The 18,120-nt window shown below is 55.9% G+C and carries 20 protein-coding genes and 1 pseudogene; 15 read left to right on the top strand and 6 right to left on the bottom strand.

All coding sequences use genetic code 11. The features are described 5' to 3' along the window. Positions 1-6: 6 nt before the first annotated feature. The 4 genes from DMG62_15540 to DMG62_15525 all read left to right on the top strand — a co-directional run bounded on the left by DMG62_15540 (position 7) and on the right by DMG62_15525 (position 2,520). Positions 7-495, top strand: coding sequence for a general secretion pathway protein GspG (locus tag DMG62_15540; GenBank protein PYY21970.1), 489 nt, complete (start codon positions 7-9; stop codon positions 493-495). Next, positions 489-905: a general secretion pathway protein GspG gene (locus DMG62_15535; GenBank protein ID PYY21969.1), complete on the top strand. Its 417-nt coding sequence runs from the start codon at positions 489-491 to the stop codon at positions 903-905. Before DMG62_15540 ends, DMG62_15535 begins: the two co-directional genes overlap by 7 nt. Beyond that, positions 905-1,270, top strand: a complete 366-nt coding sequence (locus DMG62_15530; protein PYY21968.1) for a general secretion pathway protein GspG — start codon at positions 905-907, stop codon at positions 1,268-1,270. The genes DMG62_15535 and DMG62_15530 overlap by 1 nt, the downstream gene beginning before the upstream one ends. 86 nt (positions 1,271-1,356) lie before the next feature. Then, positions 1,357-2,520: a VWA domain-containing protein gene (locus DMG62_15525; protein ID PYY21967.1), complete on the top strand. Its 1,164-nt coding sequence runs from the start codon at positions 1,357-1,359 to the stop codon at positions 2,518-2,520. Here the strand turns inward: DMG62_15525 and DMG62_15520 are convergent. After that, positions 2,511-3,266 (bottom strand): TIGR02206 family membrane protein, encoded by a 756-nt coding sequence (locus DMG62_15520; protein ID PYY21966.1) that lies wholly within the window; start codon positions 3,264-3,266, stop codon positions 2,511-2,513. The genes DMG62_15525 and DMG62_15520 overlap by 10 nt on opposite strands. Before the next feature lie 44 nt (positions 3,267-3,310). Then, complete coding sequence (locus DMG62_15515; GenBank protein PYY22040.1) at positions 3,311-4,075, bottom strand: transcriptional regulator; 765 nt, start codon at positions 4,073-4,075, stop codon at positions 3,311-3,313. Between the two features lie 145 nt (positions 4,076-4,220). On the opposite strand from DMG62_15515, the gene DMG62_15510 reads away from it, so the two are divergent. Then, complete coding sequence (locus tag DMG62_15510) at positions 4,221-4,553, top strand: NIPSNAP family protein (protein PYY22039.1); 333 nt, start codon at positions 4,221-4,223, stop codon at positions 4,551-4,553. Positions 4,554-4,588: 35 nt separating this feature from the next. Here the strand turns inward: DMG62_15510 and tsaA are convergent, their stop codons facing one another. After that, positions 4,589-5,035, bottom strand: a complete 447-nt coding sequence (gene tsaA / locus DMG62_15505; GenBank protein ID PYY21965.1) for a tRNA (N6-threonylcarbamoyladenosine(37)-N6)-methyltransferase TrmO — start codon at positions 5,033-5,035, stop codon at positions 4,589-4,591. Positions 5,036-5,667: 632 nt separating this feature from the next. Here tsaA and DMG62_15500 point away from each other — a divergent pair. Genes DMG62_15500 through DMG62_15475 form a run of 6 tightly spaced genes read left to right on the top strand, consistent with a single transcriptional unit; the run spans position 5,668 to position 9,794 of the window. Continuing rightward, on the top strand, positions 5,668-6,165 hold the full coding sequence (locus tag DMG62_15500) for a GNAT family N-acetyltransferase (GenBank protein PYY21964.1): 498 nt from the start codon (positions 5,668-5,670) through the stop codon (positions 6,163-6,165). Next, positions 6,140-7,150, top strand: coding sequence for a hypothetical protein (locus DMG62_15495; GenBank protein PYY21963.1), 1,011 nt, complete (start codon positions 6,140-6,142; stop codon positions 7,148-7,150). The genes DMG62_15500 and DMG62_15495 overlap by 26 nt, the downstream gene beginning before the upstream one ends. Next, positions 7,147-7,653, top strand: coding sequence for a glyoxalase (locus DMG62_15490; GenBank protein PYY21962.1), 507 nt, complete (start codon positions 7,147-7,149; stop codon positions 7,651-7,653). Before DMG62_15495 ends, DMG62_15490 begins: the two co-directional genes overlap by 4 nt. 3 nt (positions 7,654-7,656) lie before the next feature. Next, positions 7,657-7,875, top strand: a complete 219-nt coding sequence (locus DMG62_15485) for a hypothetical protein (GenBank protein ID PYY21961.1) — start codon at positions 7,657-7,659, stop codon at positions 7,873-7,875. A gap of 5 nt (positions 7,876-7,880) precedes the next feature. Continuing rightward, the gene (locus tag DMG62_15480) at positions 7,881-8,783 is read left to right on the top strand and encodes a formamidopyrimidine-DNA glycosylase (GenBank protein ID PYY21960.1); all 903 of its coding nucleotides are present in this window, start codon (positions 7,881-7,883) and stop codon (positions 8,781-8,783) included. 57 nt (positions 8,784-8,840) lie between these two features. Beyond that, positions 8,841-9,794, top strand: a complete 954-nt coding sequence (locus DMG62_15475; protein ID PYY21959.1) for a carbohydrate kinase family protein — start codon at positions 8,841-8,843, stop codon at positions 9,792-9,794. A 205-nt stretch (positions 9,795-9,999) separates the two neighbouring features. On the opposite strand, the gene DMG62_15470 is transcribed toward DMG62_15475, so the two are convergent. Further along, the gene (locus DMG62_15470) at positions 10,000-11,232 is read right to left on the bottom strand and encodes a hypothetical protein (protein PYY21958.1); all 1,233 of its coding nucleotides are present in this window, start codon (positions 11,230-11,232) and stop codon (positions 10,000-10,002) included. 149 nt (positions 11,233-11,381) lie between these two features. On the opposite strand from DMG62_15470, the gene DMG62_15465 reads away from it, so the two are divergent. Next, a complete protein-coding gene (locus DMG62_15465; protein PYY21957.1) occupies positions 11,382-12,227 on the top strand; it encodes an EamA family transporter in 846 nt (281 codons plus the stop codon). A gap of 81 nt (positions 12,228-12,308) precedes the next feature. Continuing rightward, positions 12,309-13,379 (top strand): hypothetical protein, encoded by a 1,071-nt coding sequence (locus tag DMG62_15460; protein ID PYY21956.1) that lies wholly within the window; start codon positions 12,309-12,311, stop codon positions 13,377-13,379. A 217-nt stretch (positions 13,380-13,596) separates the two neighbouring features. Here the strand turns inward: DMG62_15460 and DMG62_15455 are convergent, their stop codons facing one another. Continuing rightward, on the bottom strand, positions 13,597-13,785 hold the full coding sequence (locus DMG62_15455) for a hypothetical protein (protein ID PYY21955.1): 189 nt from the start codon (positions 13,783-13,785) through the stop codon (positions 13,597-13,599). A 314-nt stretch (positions 13,786-14,099) separates the two neighbouring features. On the opposite strand from DMG62_15455, the gene DMG62_15450 reads away from it, so the two are divergent. Further along, positions 14,100-14,618: a DinB family protein gene (locus DMG62_15450; GenBank protein ID PYY22038.1), complete on the top strand. Its 519-nt coding sequence runs from the start codon at positions 14,100-14,102 to the stop codon at positions 14,616-14,618. A gap of 38 nt (positions 14,619-14,656) precedes the next feature. On the opposite strand, the gene DMG62_15445 is transcribed toward DMG62_15450, so the two are convergent. Beyond that, complete coding sequence (locus DMG62_15445) at positions 14,657-16,963, bottom strand: amylo-alpha-1,6-glucosidase (protein ID PYY21954.1); 2,307 nt, start codon at positions 16,961-16,963, stop codon at positions 14,657-14,659. Positions 16,964-17,850: 887 nt separating this feature from the next. Here DMG62_15445 and DMG62_15440 point away from each other — a divergent pair. Continuing rightward, positions 17,851-17,937, top strand: a pseudogene (locus tag DMG62_15440) (energy transducer TonB). The last annotated feature ends 183 nt before the right edge of the window (positions 17,938-18,120 follow it).

Raw genomic sequence — 18,120 nt, 5'->3', positions numbered from 1 at the left:
GACGTCATGCATCGAGCTTTCAGGCGACGCGTCTTGGGAAGCACTCCTGGGGGAAGCACTCGCGGCCTCACGCTGATCGAACTTATCATCGCGATATCGATCATCGGCCTGCTTGCAGGTGCTGCGGTGCCTATCGTTCGCGTGCGCGTGAAGCGCGACAAAGAAATCGAGTTGCGACGCGATCTTTGGGAGATGCGGGACGCGATTGATCGTTACAAAGACGCCGCCGACCGTGGAGCCTTCCAAACTAAAGTCGATAGCCTGAATTATCCACCCGATCTGCAGACTCTCGTGGACGGCGTAGATGTGCAAGGCAAGAAGCTGCGCTTCCTGCGCCGTATTCCAGTAGATCCCACCACGGGAAATACCGAATGGGGAATGCGTTCTAACCAGGACGATCCTGATTCCACATCCTGGGGCGGACAAAACGTCTTCGACGTGTATACCAAGAGCGAAGGAACAGCATTGGACGGGACCAAGTACAACACATGGTAAGGCGGGCTAAGTCGGCACTTACACGCAAGCTATGCGGCTTCACTTTGATCGAGCTGATGGTCGTTATCTCGATCATCCTGATTCTAGTTGCCATCGCTGTTCCCATGTACGAGCAGTCGGTCATCCGCGCGAAGGAAGCTGTTTTGAGGCAGGATCTTAAGACGATGCGCGATCAGATCGACAACTTCACGATGGATAAAGAAAAGGCCCCGCAAGCACTGCAGGACCTGGTGGATGCCGGATATCTGCGAAAGATTCCCAAAGATCCTTTTACTGGCTCAAGCGATACGTGGCAGGTTGAAAACTCAGACACACTGATCAGCCTCGATCAGACCGAACCGGGCATCTCTGACGTCCACAGCGGATCGAACCTCGTAGGGAGCGACGGAACGGCTTATAGCAGCTGGTGATGCTTCGCTCCACCCCACGCTTGATTCTGTCGTTCTTCATATCCACTGCTCTTATTGGTTGTTGCCAACTGTCACCCACGAGAGCAAAAGAGGATGTGCTGCGACAGGATCTCAAGACGTTACGCGACGAGATCGACAACTACACGCGAGACAAGGAGAAGCGCCCGACCTCGCTTCAAGACCTCGTGGATTCCGGATACCTGCGAAAAATTCCCAAAGATCCGTTCACTGGCTCCGCCGATACGTGGCGGATAGAAGACGCAGACAGGCCAATCAGCCTCGACGAGACCGAACCGGGCATTTCCAATGTCCATAGCGGCTCGAACCGCGTCGGAACTGACGGAACGCGGTATAGCACTTGGTGAGTTACCGATCCGAGGATCCGCGGGGCGAGCAAACAATAACGCGACTTCCTTTGACGCGCAGGGTTTAGCTCTGGTGAAGCCTCATCATGGCCGGCGATCACTCCTCCTTCCGCTTGCTTTTCAGGGAATACCTCTCTGCGGCCCTCGTTTGCCTGATTCTGGTCACTCTGTTGTCGCTAAGTTTCGCGCAGAATGGCTCCGATAGCACGGACTCATCGGCATCGGCCAACTCTAAGCCTTCCCGACCTACCTTTTCGGCGACTGTGAAAGTGGTCAATCTTCTTGCCACTGTGCGTAATAAACATGGCCAAATTATTAACAGCCTTTCAAAGGACGATCTTTCGCTCGAAGAAGACGGACGTCCTCAGACAATCAAGTACTTCACTCGCGAGACTGATCTGCCGCTCAAGTTGGGATTGCTGGTCGATACGAGCATGAGTGTGATGGCGGCGCTGCCCGATGAACGCAGCGCCAGCGGGACATTTCTCAATCAGGTGGTGCGTGACGACAAAGATTCGGCGTTCGTGATTCACTTCGACCGCGAAGTCGAACTCCTTCAGGACCTCACGTCGTCCAAAGAGAAATTGGCTTCCGCCATGGAGCAGATTGAACCCACCCAGCGCACTGATGACTCGAATTCAGGCGGATCGCGAAGTGGATACCCGGGCAGTGGATCTCCAGGCGGCAGAGGTGGTCATCATCATTTCGGTGGCGGGGGCACGCTACTCTACGACGCCGTCTATCTTGCCTCCGATGAACTGATGCGGAAGCAAAAAGGACGCAAGGCGCTCATCCTGCTCACCGACGGCGAAGATCGTGGCAGTAAGACCTCACTCAATTCCGCAATCGAATCCGCGGAACGCGCCGACACCATCGTTTACTGCATCTACTTCAAGGGAGAAGAGCCCGGCAACTTCGGTGGCTTTGGCGGCGGCCGGCACGGCGGATGGAGTCGTGGGGGAATGGGTCGACCGGGTGGTGGCCCGGGCCGCTATCCGGAGGAATCGCACGAAGATGGCAAGAAGGTCCTGGAGCGTATAGCGAAAGAGACCGGCGGGCGCATCTTCGAGATTTCCAAGAAGCAGCCGATCGATCAGATCTATTCCCTAATTGAGCAAGAGCTACGCAATCAATACAATATCGGGTACACACCTGATCGCGGTACAACATCATCCTCGTACCACAAGATCCATCTGGCTGCGAAAGACAAGAATGACATCGTACAGACGCGAGAAGGATATTACGATTGATCCTGCGGATAATTCGCATCATTCGATGCCTCTGACCCGTGCTTGATAGCCTGAGATCCCGTAGCATGAACTTTCGATTCACGAAAGGGCATAGCCATCGCGAGAAAGATGATCAACGCAAGCAAGTCCGCGCCCAATATGTAGATCGGCCATTGTCCCATGGCGTTTAGCAGGGATGCAGAAGCAGGCTTATTGCGCAGATATAGATAGTTCGTGCCAAAAAAGAAGTCGAAACAAGCCACCAGCACGGCATACAAATTGAGCCTGAAAAACGCCAATCGCCACGAGCGCGGGCTCGGACGAAGCTGGTTGCTACAAATCAGATATAGGACTGCAACGATCGTGCCGCCATGTCGCAGAAAGAAGTTGACCGAGGAGGCGCTTCGCAGTGGCCCGAGCAGATCGGGTGTGAGTACGGCCATGGCGGCTCCCAATCCCCAGTAGTATGCGAGTTCGAAAGGCCGCTGCCGCAAGAACAACAGAGAATAGATGGCGAGCCAAAGGGAGATATCACACAGCTCGAATGGCAACCCCTGTGGAAGTCGCACCCCCAACGCCCTGAATCGATACCAGTACCACCAGAGTCCGTTGAGCGTGAGAAGTGCCGCAAGCGTGAAGCGGGTCCATCTCGCAGCAGCCGCTTTGCGACGACTCATCCAGGACAGTCCTGCCGCGCAAACCGGCACGTTGATGAGAATTAAGAGATGCGTCGGACCGAAGAGGCGAATATACGGTTGCGCAGACATGCTCGAAGACGCAGACGAGTGTAAGGCCGCTGGCAACCCGTGGGCTAGCTATCGGCTCGGCGGGAGCCGCCTTGAATTTCCTCAATGTGAAGGCCGAAGCGAGACAGCATTTCGCGATGTCCGAGCCGCGTAATGTGCAGGGCTCTGCTATCCAGGTCCTGAACAACCCATTTTCGTTTGAGTGCACTTTTCAGGAGAGCTGCGCCGAGTGCCCCGCCGATGTGGGGTTGCCGCTCGCTCCAGTCCAGACAGGCATAAGCAAATCGACGGCGCAGCGTCCGAATCGCGATCAGATCAATGCCGAGCGCCTCGAAGGCCTTCGTTCCTGCGAGTGTGACATCGTAAGCATTTTCGTCTTTCCGGGTCGACAACCATCCAAAAGCCTTGAAGCGGCTGTGAAGCACCACACCCAACCTACCCGCAATATGGTCGTAGCAGGTTCGTGCAGTCAGTAGCCGGCTTGAGGTATTCGGAACAAATTTGTCGTGGGATCCGGCGGCAACCACATTCAGCACTTCCAAAGCGCTGGCGACGTTGGGCCCTTCCAAGTTGTAGTAACGGTGCTTGCCCTGCGTAAAGACTTTGACCAGTCTTTCCGTTTTGAGACGATGCAGGTGCACGCTCGCAGTGGATGGACTCACTCCGGCCACGACGGCAAGCTCAGTGCTGCTCCGGGCACGGCCATCGAGCAGGCAATAAAGCATCCGCACTCTTGCCGGTTCGCCAATCGCTGCCGCGATTTTCGAGATTGCCCGATCCGGCTGGAGCTTTACATCTATAGTTTGATGATTAGCGAAGTGTTCCTGCATGGGCACCATCATACTGCACAGGATGGATCAGCCAAAGATGCGGATGAATCGCCGCAAGGCGATTCGCACGATTGCGACTATGGGCGCAGCTCTAACCCTTGGCCGCGATGCTCTACCCATCCAACCCACTACCAGGAAAACATCGATGACAATCACTTGTTTCATCCGATATCAGATCGATCCGTTCCAGCGAGACACATTCAAGAAATATGCCGAGAATTGGGGACGCATCATTCCGCGTTGCGGCGGGCATCTGCTTGGGTATTTCCTTCCCGATGAGGGAACGAACGATGTTGCGTGGGGATTGATTGCCTTCGACAGTCTGGGATCGTATGAACGATACCGGGCCAGGCTAAAAAAAGATCCGGAGAGCCGCGAGAATTTTGCGATGGCACAAACGAAACGCCTCATCCTACGCGAGGAGCGGACATTTCTTGAGGTGGTTGATGGCACCTTTGGCTTGCCCGCCAGACAATGAAGATTGGCCCCTGGGCGACGTCGGTTGGCGAGCTACTACTTTTGTCGTGCTTCAGTCTCAGCCACCCAACCGCGCCGCAACTTTTCTGACGGAATACTCGAAAGATAGGGCTTAATGTCGAGAATCGGAGTTCCGTCGAGCATATCGACCCCATGGACATGGAGTTCTGCTCCGTTGCGCCGGCGAAGCTCAACAACAGTGAGCCCAATTGGATTCGGACGCCGCGGAGATCGGGTAGCGAACACGCCATGTGGACGGTCATCGAAAGGCGGAGCAGCGAACAGCTCAAAGTCGGTGGAGCGATCGAATTCCCAGAGCACGAAGAGATGCGAGAAGCCTTCGATGTCGTTCAGACCCGGCTCAAACTCCGGCAGGATCTTAAGCACGCCGTCAGCGTCATGCTTAGCTCCAGGACCTTTGGGTACCTCACTTGTCTTTTTGTAAGGACTAAGCACGAATCCGATCGGCCGCGGCGTGAACATAGTAGGAGGTGCTCCATTCCCATTATAGAAAAATCTTTGTTTCAGGCACTGCCGCGCCCCGTCTGCACCCCGGCAAGCTCAACACCGGCGTTTTCCGGGGCCCGCCTCGTGCGGTGTCGGTGGCAACAGCTCCTGCCAAGCAGGGGCTCTCCTTTTTGATCCTAGCGGCGATTGATTGGCCGTTCCAACTGTCCTTCCCAAAACGATACGTAAAGAATTCTTAACAATATAGTGAAGGCGATCGTCGGATGCAGCACTTAATCCCGTTCCAGAAGATCAGTCATTGAAAACTAATCTGCTGGTCATTATTTTGAAAGATACGCCTGCTAATCCAGTGAGTACGGGTGCGCATTGGCCGGATTCGAGTCATCTCGAACGGCAGGGTGCTGGCGAAATCCCATATCTGGAGCGTGTCAATGTCGCATGTCAGATCTCTTGGCCTTTTGGGGGTGCTTGCCGTAGCAACCGCAACCGGCAGCCTGAACGCCAGTGCGCAAGAAATCATACGAGTTTTCGTGATCGCTATGGAGAACCATAACTGGATCTGCAGACACCAACAGCTACGAACCGCCAGCGCAGGGATCGACAAAGGCTCCTGCGCTTTATTATTTTTAAGGAGTCATCGTACCTGCATGGTTACTCTCGAGCGAATCACGTTGCAGAACGTCTCTGCCTTCAAAGCTGTTCGTCTGCGCGCACTGCAGGACACTCCCAGTGCTTTTGGCTCGACCTACGCGAGGGAGTCTCAGTTCAGTGACGCCGAGTGGATCAAACGTGCAGGCAATCTGTGTGGAGAACGATCGATTGGTTATATGGCAATGGAGGGAAGGAGCCCATGCGGCTTGGCTCTCTCTCTTCTCCATGAGAGTGACACAAGCCGCGCCCAGCTGATCTCCATGTGGACAGCACCGACCCAGCGCCAAAAGGGTACAGGCCGTTTGCTGGTGAATGAGATCCTGAACTGGTGCCGTGAGCGCGGTGCGAAGACACTGGACTTGATGGTGACGAGCAGCAACGAAAGTGCCATAAGATTCTACGAGCGACTCGGATTCACGCGAACCGGAAGGACAGAACCGTATCCGAACGATCCAGCGCTGATTGAATATGAAATGTCGCGGCCAGTCGGTTAAACGCATTACGGCAGCGAAGTGCATGATCCTTCTGCTGATTTCGTATAGCACCTTGGGACAGGAGAATCCCGTCTTTCGAAGTGAGTCGCAGATTGTCATCATCCCGGCGCTTGTGAGAGATGCAAAGGGACAGGCAGTTTATGGTTTGCTGGCGAAAGATTTCGTGGTCGAAGACGACGGGGTTGAGCAGGCAGTGCAACTCGATGAGCGTTCCGATATCGAACCAGTATCAATTGTGGTCGCGCTACAGACCGGTCGCCGCGCTAAACGAGAATTCTCCAGGATGGCGCGCCTAGGTTCCATGCTCGATGACATCCTCGCTCAAGAACATACGATTTCAGAAATCAGCATTGTGGAGTTCGACACTCGCGTGCGCACTGTCCGAGGATTTACGCGCGACGAACTTCCGGTCACCGACTACCTGAAAGATCTTTCGCCGGGTGACAACGGCGCCGCGATCCTCGATGCAGTTGATTACTCCGTCAGACTGCTGACGAATCTTTCCAAAGACCATGAGCGCGTGCTGCTGCTTATTAGTGAGACCAGAGATCATGGCAGTCACAAAGCCAAGCTGGAGCAAGTCGTCGAGGAGGTTGGCAGAAGCAATGTGGTCGTGTACGCGCTGCCGTTCTCGCCTTCTGTGTCGCAGGTCTTGGACACCGAGCGCGGATTGAATAAGGACGAGTGGAGGCCGGCTGGGGCTCCCTTCGATATTGGCGCCCCATTGTTGATGACAATGAACGCGACCAGGAAAAATGTGGCAAAGGGATTGGCGTCCATGACCGGCGGCGAATACCAGCTGTTTGCGTCAAGCAAAAGCTTCGAAGATCACATGTTTGACTTCACGAATCGGCTCCACAGCCGATACGTGCTCAGTTTTCAGCCAAAGGAACCTCATGCTGGTCTTCATCGACTTACTGTTCGATTACGCGGACGGAGTGACTTGAGAGTGTTGGCCAGGACGAGTTATTGGGCGCAGAAATGATCGGCGGAGCTACAGGATCCGTGATGTACCATTCCGGCATGAAAAAGATGAGGCTTGCGTTGCTCCTGATCTCGCTATCTTTGGGTGCTTCTCTAGTTGTCTCCCAATCTGGCACAAAGCCTGCAGAATTCGATCACACGACGGTCTACGTACGTGACCTGCAGAAGAGCGCTGATTTTTACGAAACTGTGTTGGGCTTGGAGCGTATAAATGAACCCTTCAAAGATGGACGGCACCTCTGGCTCCGCATTGGCGCGCACGACCAGCTCCACGTCGTTTCAGGGGCAACGGAATCAATCCCTCATGACGTGAATGTGCACTTAGCATTTCGAGTCCCATCGTTCGATACCTTCGTCTCTCATCTCGATCAAATGTCGGTCAAGTACCGGAAAAGTATTCGCGACGCGAGCAAAGGAACTTCGGTCCGCCCCGACGGAGTCCATCAGCTCTACTTCCAGGATCCGGATGGATATTGGATCGAAGTAAACGACGATAAGTTCTAAGACGTGCATCCGGGCGCCTCCCGCCCGGCCGTAGATTTCATTTGTGATTTCGCGATTTTCGAATCACCACATCAAAAAATCGCCAACACCTGGCCGAGTGCGGCCGAATCCACGAAGGCGCAGGAAGCTGCAAGGGTCATCACGGCTTTCACCGTGTGGATGACTCTGCTTCCCGGGTCGGGCCGATTTGCAGAACTAGGGCTTCAACCTGCATTCTTCTGATAAGCATGCCCGAGTTGCCCGACATCGTCGCTTATATCAGCGCGCTGGAACCGCGCGTGATTCATCAGCCACTACAGCGAGTGCGAATCGCGAGCGCGTTTCTGCTGCGAACCGTGCAGCCACCGATCACGAGCGTCGAAGGCCGCGTCGTTCGCGAGTTGAGGCGAATTGGCAAGCGCATTGCATTCGGCTTGGGCGGTGATTTCTGGCTGGTGCTGCATCTGATGATTGCTGGCCGGTTGCATTGGCGACCCGCGGAAGCAAAGCTGTCTGGCCGTCAAAATCTAGCGGCGTTTGATTTTCCGAAGGGATCACTCGTGCTTACGGAGGCGGGCACGCAGCGTCGTGCATCGTTGCACCTTCTGGTTGGCGAAGACAGTTTGCGCGCGATGGATCCAGGAGGAATCGACGTTTTTTCGAGCGATCTCAACTCCTTTTGTGCAACACTCACGTCAGAAAATCGCGCACTTAAGCGAGCCCTGACCGATCCCCGCTTGTTGAGCGGCATCGGCAACGCATACTCCGATGAAATTCTGCATGCAGCGCAACTTTCGCCAATTGCACAGACGCACAATCTGAAGCCACAAGAATGGGAGCGCCTTTTCGCCGCCACCAGGAGCACGCTCGAGCTTTGGACGCGAACGCTGCGGGAAGAAGCGACGCACGGCTTTCCCGAAAAGGTCACGGCGTTTCGCAAGGGAATGGCGGTCCATGGTCGCTATGGCGAGCCGTGTCCGAGATGTGGTGAGAGGGTGTTACGTATCCGCTACGCTGATAACGAGACGAATTACTGCGCGCGATGCCAGACAGGTGGAAAAGTTCTCGCCGATCGCAGCCTGTCTCGCTTGCTAAGAGACGATTGGCCGCGCACGCTCGAGGAACTGGAAGGGCTCAAGCGACGTCAGTGAGCAGCACCGCTCGATTTCGTGTACCGTAATGTTTCGTTTACAGTGTCATCGCAAACAATGACAAAAGCAAAGCCATCGAAGGTTGACCTCGTCGGCGTTGGCTTGAACGCGACCGATATGTTAATTCCAATGGCGGAGCACCCGGTTCCAGGGTCCAAGGTCGAGTTTCGCTCAGCCAGCGTGCTTCCCGGTGGACAGGTCGCAAGCGCCGTTATGGCATGTCAGCAGTGGGGACTGCGTACTCGCTACGTCGGCAAGCTGGGCGACGACGGCGCTGCCCAGCTTCATAGCGACGAATTTGCGCGCGCCGGCGTAGAGGCGCACGTCATTACGGTGCCCGGCTGTGCAAGTCAACAGGCGGTAATCCTTGTGGACAGTCAGGGCGAGCGCACAGTTCTGTGGCGCCGCGATCAGCAGCTCGGCCTTCGTCCCGAAGAACTGGATCGCGAATGGATCGTGAATGCTCGTGCGCTCCACGTGGACGGCTACGATACTGCCGCCGCCACTGTTGCAGCGGGCTGGGCTCGCGCTGTGGGAATTCCCGTCGTCGCTGATCTTGATGATACGTATCCTGGTGTGGAAGGATTGCTCGAAAATATTGACTATGCCATCGTCAGCAGAGACGTTCCAGCGCGGCTGCTCGGGCTGGAGGATCTGGAGAAGTCGCTGCCTATGATGCAGCGTCGATATGGATGTGCATTGACCGCAGCGACGCTCGGAGACGATGGAGTGCTAGCGTGGGATGGCAAGCAGTTCCATTACGCCTCCGCCTATCAGGTGGCCGCCGTGGACACGACCGGAGCCGGAGACACGTTTCACGCCGGGTTCATTTACGGCCTTCTTCAAGGCTGGCCATTGCGGCGAAGGCTCGACTTCGCCTGCGCTGCCGCTGCATTGAACTGCATGGGCGTTGGCGCGAGAGGTGGAATTCAGCCGGTGGAATTGATCGAAAATTTGATGGCGACAGGCGCTCGCTACGAGCCTGTCCTCGATGTCGCGAAGCAGGCTTAGCGTGGTTCCCTTCTAACGTGGTTCCGGCCGCCTCAGCCCGTAGAAGGTTAAAGACATCCATGTCTTCGATCTACGTCTTCGATCTAAACGAGTGGCTAAATCCCGATCAGTCGACGATGACAGCGCCTTAGACCCATTCTGGGTTCTTCAAACTTGTGCCGGCCGAGAGCGGACGGAATGACGTTAAAGCCAGCTCACCTAGCCTTTAGGACGCAATCGCGCGCTGTTGCTGATGAACATCTCGCGTTCTCACATGCTCCGGACGCGCTCCTATGCCGATGGCTCGGGCCGGAATACGTTGAAGTAGCGGCCAGCGGTCCAGCAGTTTCATAATGGAAGGAACTTGCAGAGGCTTATCAGCGGCTAAAACCCTGCTGATGATTCGGTTCTGCGCAAAAATCTGCGCTGCTTGCGTGACTATTGTAGGAAACTCGCGCCTCCGCTGAACTTGCTGAAGCGAATGTGTTATCGCCTTCCGCGTGAGCAGGGCAGGTGCGAGCACGTTTGCAGCTGCCACCGCGTCCTGCACTGCGAGGTTAATGCCAACGCCGCCGATCGGAGACATCGCATGAGCCGCGTCGCCAATACAAATGAGTCCCGGTTTGTACCATCTCTCCAGGCGATCGACTTTCACGGTGAGCAGCTTTACATCGTCCCAGTCTCTCAATTCTCCTACTCTATTTCCTAAATAGGGAACGAGCCGACTGATCTCCTCACGAAGGTTTTCGATTCCTCGAGCCTTCAGGGCTTCCGCGGTTCCCTTTGGTATTACGAAAGCACATTGCCAGTATTCACCGCGGTTGATCATGACCATGATTCTTCCTCGATCAACCCGGCCAAGCGCCTGTGCAGCGTCGTTTTCCCGGCGTGAAAGGCGGATCCACAGCACGTCCATTGGCGCACCTTTGTCGCGCACCGTGAGCCCGGCCTTCTCGCGGACGATTGAATGCCGGCCATCGGTAGCGATGACCAGATCGGAATGAACGGTGAGCTCGCCGCCCGTGGTTTTGACGCGCACACCCTTCACCACGCCGTCCTGCTGGAGCAAGTCCATACATTCAGCCTGCATGCGCAGCTGAAACTCCGGGTAAACTCGCCCGCGTTCCGCGAGGAAGTTGAGGAAGTCCCACTGCGGCATGAGCGCGATGAACTTTGCGTGCGTGGGCAGGTGGGTGAAGTCGCCAACCCAAAGCTTCGTGTCCCGGATTTGCACGGCTACACGCGAGAGCTCCTGATGAGGTTGCTGGAGAAACTCTTTAAGGATGCCCAGTTCATACATCAGCTCGAGAGTGGAGGGATGCACTGTATCGCCGCGAAAATCGCGAAGAAAGTCGGCGTGCTTCTCGAGTAGAAGAACGTCAACCCCGGCCCGAGCCAGCAGAAACCCTGTCATCATTCCGGCTGGTCCGCCGCCTACGATGCAGCAACGTACATTCATCTCTTGCACGGAAGCTCCTCGTGATTCGTAGGACTCAATCTTAAGATACGTTTTAGACTCGGTAGGAGCGCAAGATGCAACATACGAACCGCAACAGCTTCGAAATGCGAAGATAGGTTGTGCAGAACCTCCTTTCACCCGCATTTAGCTTGTCTGCTGCCGCATCCTGGGGCGCGGCTGATTTCAGTGGCGGCCTTGCTACTAAGCGATCGAGTGTGTTTGGGGTAGTGGCGATCGCGCATGGTATTGGCCTCATCTTCATGCTCCTCCTTGCAGTTCTCGCAGGTGAGCACTTGTCGTCGAAGATCTCCTTGCTATGGGGGATTGCAGCGGGTTCGGTTGGCGGCGCAGGGCTTGCTTGTCTTTACAAGGCACTAGCTGTCGGCAAGATGGGATTGACCGCGCCACTTTCGGCCGTGATCTCGGCGCTCGTTCCGATCATTTTCAGTTTCATTACTGCCGGATTTCCGCGTGGACTGCAGTTATTCGGATTCTTGTTGGCGATTGTCAGCATTTGGCTGATTGCGACGCAAAGCGGCTCAGCTGGCGAATCCGCAGGACTCGGCCTCGCAGTCGCCGCAGGATTTGGACTGGGCGGGTTTTTGTTGTTCATTAAGTTTGCGGGAACTCAGTCTGTATTCTGGCCGCTGGTCGCGGCGCGTGCTGCGTCATTCGTCTTGATGATTTCCATTTTGCTTCAGCAGCATTTGTTTGCCGCCAATCAAGAGCGATCCAGCACAGACCCGGTCTCCTGGACGCCGGCACCCGGAGTGTTCCGCTACATCTTTCTTGCCGGAATTCTGGATTCGGCCGCCAATGCGCTCTACGTTGCCGCCACCCAGCGCGGGCGACTCGACGTCGCTGCGGTACTGTCCGCACTTTATCCGGCTAGCACTATCATTTTGGCGCGCGTGCTACTGAAGGAACGCTGGTCACGGTTACAGAGCTTAGGAATGGTCGCGGCACTGGCCGCGGTGCCGCTGGTAGCCCGCTAAACTGAATGGGCTCTGCACAGCTGATGATAGAGACGCAGCATGCTGCGTCTCTAACGAGGAGCGTCGACTTACACTGGCACAATGGAACTGCGCGGATCAATCTCCATCTTGTCGCTGTACGACGTTTGCGAAGAGATTCGACTGAAGGAGTTGCCCCCATTTATCCAGGGCAAAGTCGTGACGCCGAGCTTTAAACACACCGCTCCGGAGTATGTCCGATTCGAGCGGCCGCCGGTAATTGAAACCATCGATCAAGTCGTGATTCAGAGCGGCGAGCGTTTTGATGCGACTCTGCGCTATTACGATTACGGCGTCATCAGCCTGCTGTTGCGTTTTCCATTCTGCTGCGAATGGGACGGACTGCGTGAATTGGCTGCGCGCTGGGTTTCCAGCACTACATTTGACGAGCTCTCGCGGCGGATCGTTCGAGAGAGAGTCGCGGCGATTCGTCCAACCCTGGTGCGTCCCTATGAAAATTGGCTGGACGAGGACTATTGCATTTTTCACATCCTCAGCGGTCCTGGAATGGAACCAGCGGCCAAAGTACTCGCCAGACACAGCGCGGACATCGCTCAGATCGTCCGTGGAGAACCCTTCGCGCTCTCCGACAGCGAACGCGCTGAGGTGATGCAGGGAAGCGTGTCCTATTATCCAAACGACTTGATCGTGATCGGCTGGAATGCAGCGTTCGTGCTTGATACTCAGCAGGGCGCAGAAGCAACGGCTCTCATACTCGAATATGCAAACTCGCAGCTTCTGCAGTTCCGCCACTACGACGAGCTGCTCACACGTGAGTTGCGCGAGGTTTATCGTTTTATCGAACGTCGCGCTGGTGTGCTGGCCGGTTGGAGAATGCGTCCGGCGGCGACGCGCCTGCGCACCATCGTCTTGGAAGTCACGGAGCTGACGGAGCGCACAACTGCCGCGCTTAAGTTCGTAGGCGACATGTTTATAGCGCGGCTATACAAACTGTGCGTCGCAAGGATCGGTGTGAACGACTTTCAGGCCCTGGTCGCCGAGAAGCTCAAAACCGCCGAGGATCTCTACACTGTGATGATTGATCAGTTCCAGCAGGCGCGCGGATTCGTGTTGGAGCTGATGGTCGTGATCATTCTGATCATAGAGTTGGCATTCGTCTTTCGCGGCAAGTAAGGAACACGATGACTCGACAGCGGCAGAGCCTAATAGATCGGCCATCCATAGCTCACCGCGAGCTGCTGTAAATTCGACATATCGATCGACTCCTGCTGTCCGACGGTGTCGCCGAAGGTTTGTCCGGATCCGTTCGGACAGGCGAGAGGCACATAGGTCGCTGGTGCCGGAAGAGCAGGGACATCGAGCTGTGGACCCCCAAAGTCCAGAGCGTGTTTTAAATTAATGATCTATCCGATGCATCGTGCGTCGTCAGCGTAGGAGGTTTCCAACGCCATTCAAGCAGCTTCAGGATCGATGTGTGATCGTAGAGGTTATGCAGCACGCGGGGGCTGCCCGCGCTGCCGCGTGCGCTGGACGGAACGAACTTCAAAATCCACTCACCCGCGGAACTCGCACATGCCATGCAGAAGATCGCCGCGCAAGTAACGCACGAGGGAAAACAGACAGGAGTGGGAGGGCAGTAGAACTGCCAAAGAGGCGCCAACACAGGCATTTTCCTTCCACTTGGTCCACTTCGTCTTGGCTCAATCCACTTTAAGCCCGAGATGTCGGTTTGGGTCGAATAAGGACTCTCCGTCGGCATCGTGGACGACACTCTCACCGCATCTCGTCCCAACGGAAACCGAGGCCGCTCTCCCCTTTCACGTTCTGGAGAATCGTTCCGGCCGCTCGCGCGTCTAAGACGGCGGAGGAAATTCCAGGTTGACAAAACGGTGGCTGCTATTTGTGACGCTGTTGCTCGTGCTTCCCCTGCATGCCCAAGACAAGAAGCCCTCGAATCTTCGCGACTTACTGCTGGCCGAGCTGCGCTCGACGCATACAACCGCGGAGTGGTTCGTCCCAGCAAACACTGCGGTCAAAGGGCTGACCGCCGAGCAGGCGAGTTGGACCGACGGGAAAGGGAACCACTCGGTCGGCCAGCTTACCTATCACCTGGTGTTTTGGAACAAGCAGAACTTCGCACGGCTCAAGGGTGAGAAACCAGAAAATTTCAGCGGCAACAACGACGAGACCTTTAACAAGTTCGATACGAAAACCTGGAATGACACAGTGCAGCAGCTCGATCAGGTTCTGACCGAGCTCGAGAAGTGGGTGGAAACCGCAGACGAAGCAAAACTGAAAAACGTGGCGCAAACGTTTACGCACATCAGCACCCACAACGCCTACCACATCGGCCAGATCATCTATGTCCGCAAAGAGCAAGGATCATGGGATCCGAAGAATGGCGTGAACTGATGCCGAAAACGACAGGAAAACAACCAGATAGCGATCTTCTAGGCTGCAAGGGGTAGTAGGCTGCTGACTGCGTCTCGCACTCGTTCGCCAAGATCCGCCGTCAGTGACCACGGGCTCGGCTGGCGGACCAGGTGCAGCTTCCCTCGGAGCTCTATAACTTCGTAATTCGTGCGACCGTCTTCGCTACGCCTGAATCGCAGGGAGACAGTCGCCTTTCCTATCCTCATGTTCTGCACGGTGAATTCCGGCAGCCACTCCGGCAGATGGGGATCGAGAAGCAGAACATTCAGCGGAGCATAGGGAAAGATTCCGAGCAGCGCCTGCATTACCGTGAATGGAGCTGATGCCGACCAGGCTTGCGGCCAGTTCGCTCTCGGATACATTCCCGGAAAGGGATGCTCGCCATCGCGCTGATGTCCGGCAAAGACCTCGGGCAGCCGGTGGTACTTGAAGATTTCGGCAGTCTCGAACATCGCCCGCGCAAGCGTCTGCATTTTGTTGTGCAAGCCATAGCGCGCGAAAGCAAGCACAAAGACGGCGTTCTCAACCGGCCAAACCGATCCGCGATGATAGGAGAATGGATTGAATGCAGGATGCTCCGCCGACAGTGTGCGTATGCCCCAACCAGAAAACATGTCAGGCCGCATGAGCCGCTCGGCAAGCCCCGTCGCCAGACGCTGATCAACAATTCCCGAGGCGAGACAATGCCCGGGATCTGAAGCAATCGATCGCACTAAGCGCTTCTTCGCATCGATGGCCATTCCGAGATATCCGACATTTTCCATCCAGAAGAAGTCATTGAAGCGTTCCTTTAATTCTCCTGCCTCACGAAACAACCGGCGGGCCGTTTCGGGATCCCCGAGCCACCAGAGAACTTCGGATAGATGCATCTTCGATGCGTAGACAAATGCCTGCATCTCGCACGTCCCCAGGGGATGTTTCGCCTGTGATCCGTCAGCATTCACGATGGCATCGTCTGAGTCTTTCCATCCCTGGTTGCGTTCTCCCTGGTTGGAGCGTTTGCGGTAGCGGTAAAAGCCGCTTTCGTCGCGCAGGTACTTATCTGCCCAGTCGAGTCCTTCAAGCGCCGGCTTGACGTACCGCCGGACCAACTGTTTGTTGCCAGTCCAATGCCAGACTGCGGAGACGACGACCGGGTAGTAAATGGATGCGGTGACGCCTCCGTAATAGCGGGCGTGCGGATTGTAGTTAAGCACCGCGCGCGGATCGGTGTGCAGCTCATGGACGAAGCGTCCAGGCTGCTCGTCTCGCCAATCGTCAATCTTCTGTCCCTGCGTTTTTGGCAGTTCCGAAAGGGAACCGCGCATCATGGCCGTGCTCAATAGGGCTGCCTGCCATCCTGAAGCCAGGCAGTCGCGCCCGAACAGTCCAACATAGGCCGGGAGTCCGCCTGCAGGAATCCAGGCCCTTCCTTCCTCGTCGCGAGAGTCGAGATCGACTAGACGCAGGGCAAACAGGTCCTTCTGAGACCGTGCCAGCGTGCTGAGTACGAGGGCAGGAAAGGTTGGCGACCCGGGCGAAGTGAGTTGCGTGGCATCGGCAGGGAAGGCGTCTTCCTTTTCTGTAGTTGTTACGGGTGAAGACCAGGGGCTTCCGTCTACCGGGCTCCATTCATCGCCTTCCATCAGTGCGGTGGCATGAACTGAGCATCGCCAGCTCTGGCGAGGTGCAAGCCTGATACCCAGGGATATCTTCCCATTTCGATACTTCGGCGTAACATTGGCTTTCAGACGCAAGCGGACTCCGCGATGAAAGCGCGCTATTCCACGATCGCCCTGGTGGCTGTACCAGTGCCGAGCCCGATAATCGAAGCAGAGCTCCCATTCACCTTCACCGACTTCAGCCCATTTCTGTTTCATTGTTCCAGGAACTCTGTCCGCGCCGGATTCCGCACTTGGGCTGGCGAAATCGGAGGCAACTTCGAGCGCGAGCTCAACAACCGTGCTGATTTGCGTGTAATTTGTGACCGCCACCTCTTCTGTGAGACCAGCGCCGAGTGTTCGGGAAACGCGCAACTCGATGGACTGCTGCGCTGCATCGCGGTCTTTCGGCTCAGTCCGCTTCCAATTTTTCGGCGCCGCAATGTAGTAGCCAAGAGAGCTGTTCTGGCGGACACAAGAAAAGGCGCTGAGCTGCGGCGTCTTTCCATCCAGCGTCCACAAGTACCGCGACAGGAGGCGCGCTTGGTAGATCCAGAGTCCCTGGTCAGAGTTGCCACTCACCCAACCTTTGCGGTCGGTGATGAGCACAGTGCGGCTATGGCTTATGTATTCAGAATCGGAGCGCGACTGAAGTTCAATCAGACTTGAATCCGAGCAGAGCATCCTGCTCTGTTCGATGCTTCGCTTGTCCTATTTGTCGTGCGGACCTTCTCCCCGATCTGCGCTCGGAGTCCAAAAATGTACACGAGAAACTTACGTGCGCATCCGAGAAAGTGGTAGAGGTCTTCATTCAGGCGAACTGACGGATTGAAGAAAGGGAGATGCTGCCCAGCCAGAGCCCCACGCTGCAGGACAAACTTTCAGCTACATGCAGCTACTGCACGCGAAATGCAGACACAAACTGCACACCGTTTTCGTCGCTGACGCGAAACACACTTCCACCAGCAGCCTGGACTGATCCAATATCGGCACTCGCGTTTCCTTGCGCATCGGTTGAGACATTGCCCAGATTCAGACACGAATTCGTCGGGCCACAAATCGCGGTATTAAACGTGTGGTTCGGCGTGGTCTGGTTTAGAACAATGTGTCCGGTAGTGTCATTGACCACAATCGATCCCCAACCTTGTGCATTGCCCGCCGTCAGGTTGATGCCTCCTGTGATCGAAGAGGCCGGCAGGAGCGCCGATTGAAAGTTCTTTCCCGAGGTGCCGGTCGCAGCATAGCCCCACTGGTCGCCGTTGAGGGTTATCTGGAATGCGCCGGAAACCGTTCCCTTTCTGGGAAAGGTAAAGTTTACGGTTCCGTTGCCGTTCGCATCGGTTGCGAGAGATGTGATGTTGAAGCAGTTCGGTGGGTTAAAGGCATACTGACAAAACCGCAGAACCAAATTACCGGTATTGGTACTCGCATGTGAGAATTGCAGGACGCCCGAGCCATCGTTGGCCTTGTTATTAAGTGTGAGTTGTCCCTCTGAATTCGGAAACCTCTCCGCCACTTGAAAAATCTGAGCAAGATAAGTGTCTGGACCACTTGGAGCACTCGGAGTCGTATTACCTCCCGAGCCGGTCCCGGAAGTGCCTCCTCCTGAACCGCCCGAAGAACCTCCGCCAGCATTGCCGCCGGAGGAGCCGGAGCCTCCGGAGCCAGGCGCCGCTGCCGGTCCTGGATTGGCGCTGCTACCCCCGGGAGAGTTGCTGGCGGTGTTGGAAGTTCCGCCGCAAGATGTCACTATCATCATCGCAAGAACAAGAACGCTGAGAAAGACGATGTGGAGCAGTGTGGTTCGCAAGGCGTCCTCCACGGGAACCAGAACCTGGTTG

Source organism: Acidobacteriota bacterium (assembly GCA_003225175.1).
Classification (GTDB): Bacteria; Acidobacteriota; Terriglobia; order Terriglobales; family Acidobacteriaceae; genus Gp1-AA112.
This window is presented reverse-complemented; position numbering and strand designations above follow the sequence as displayed.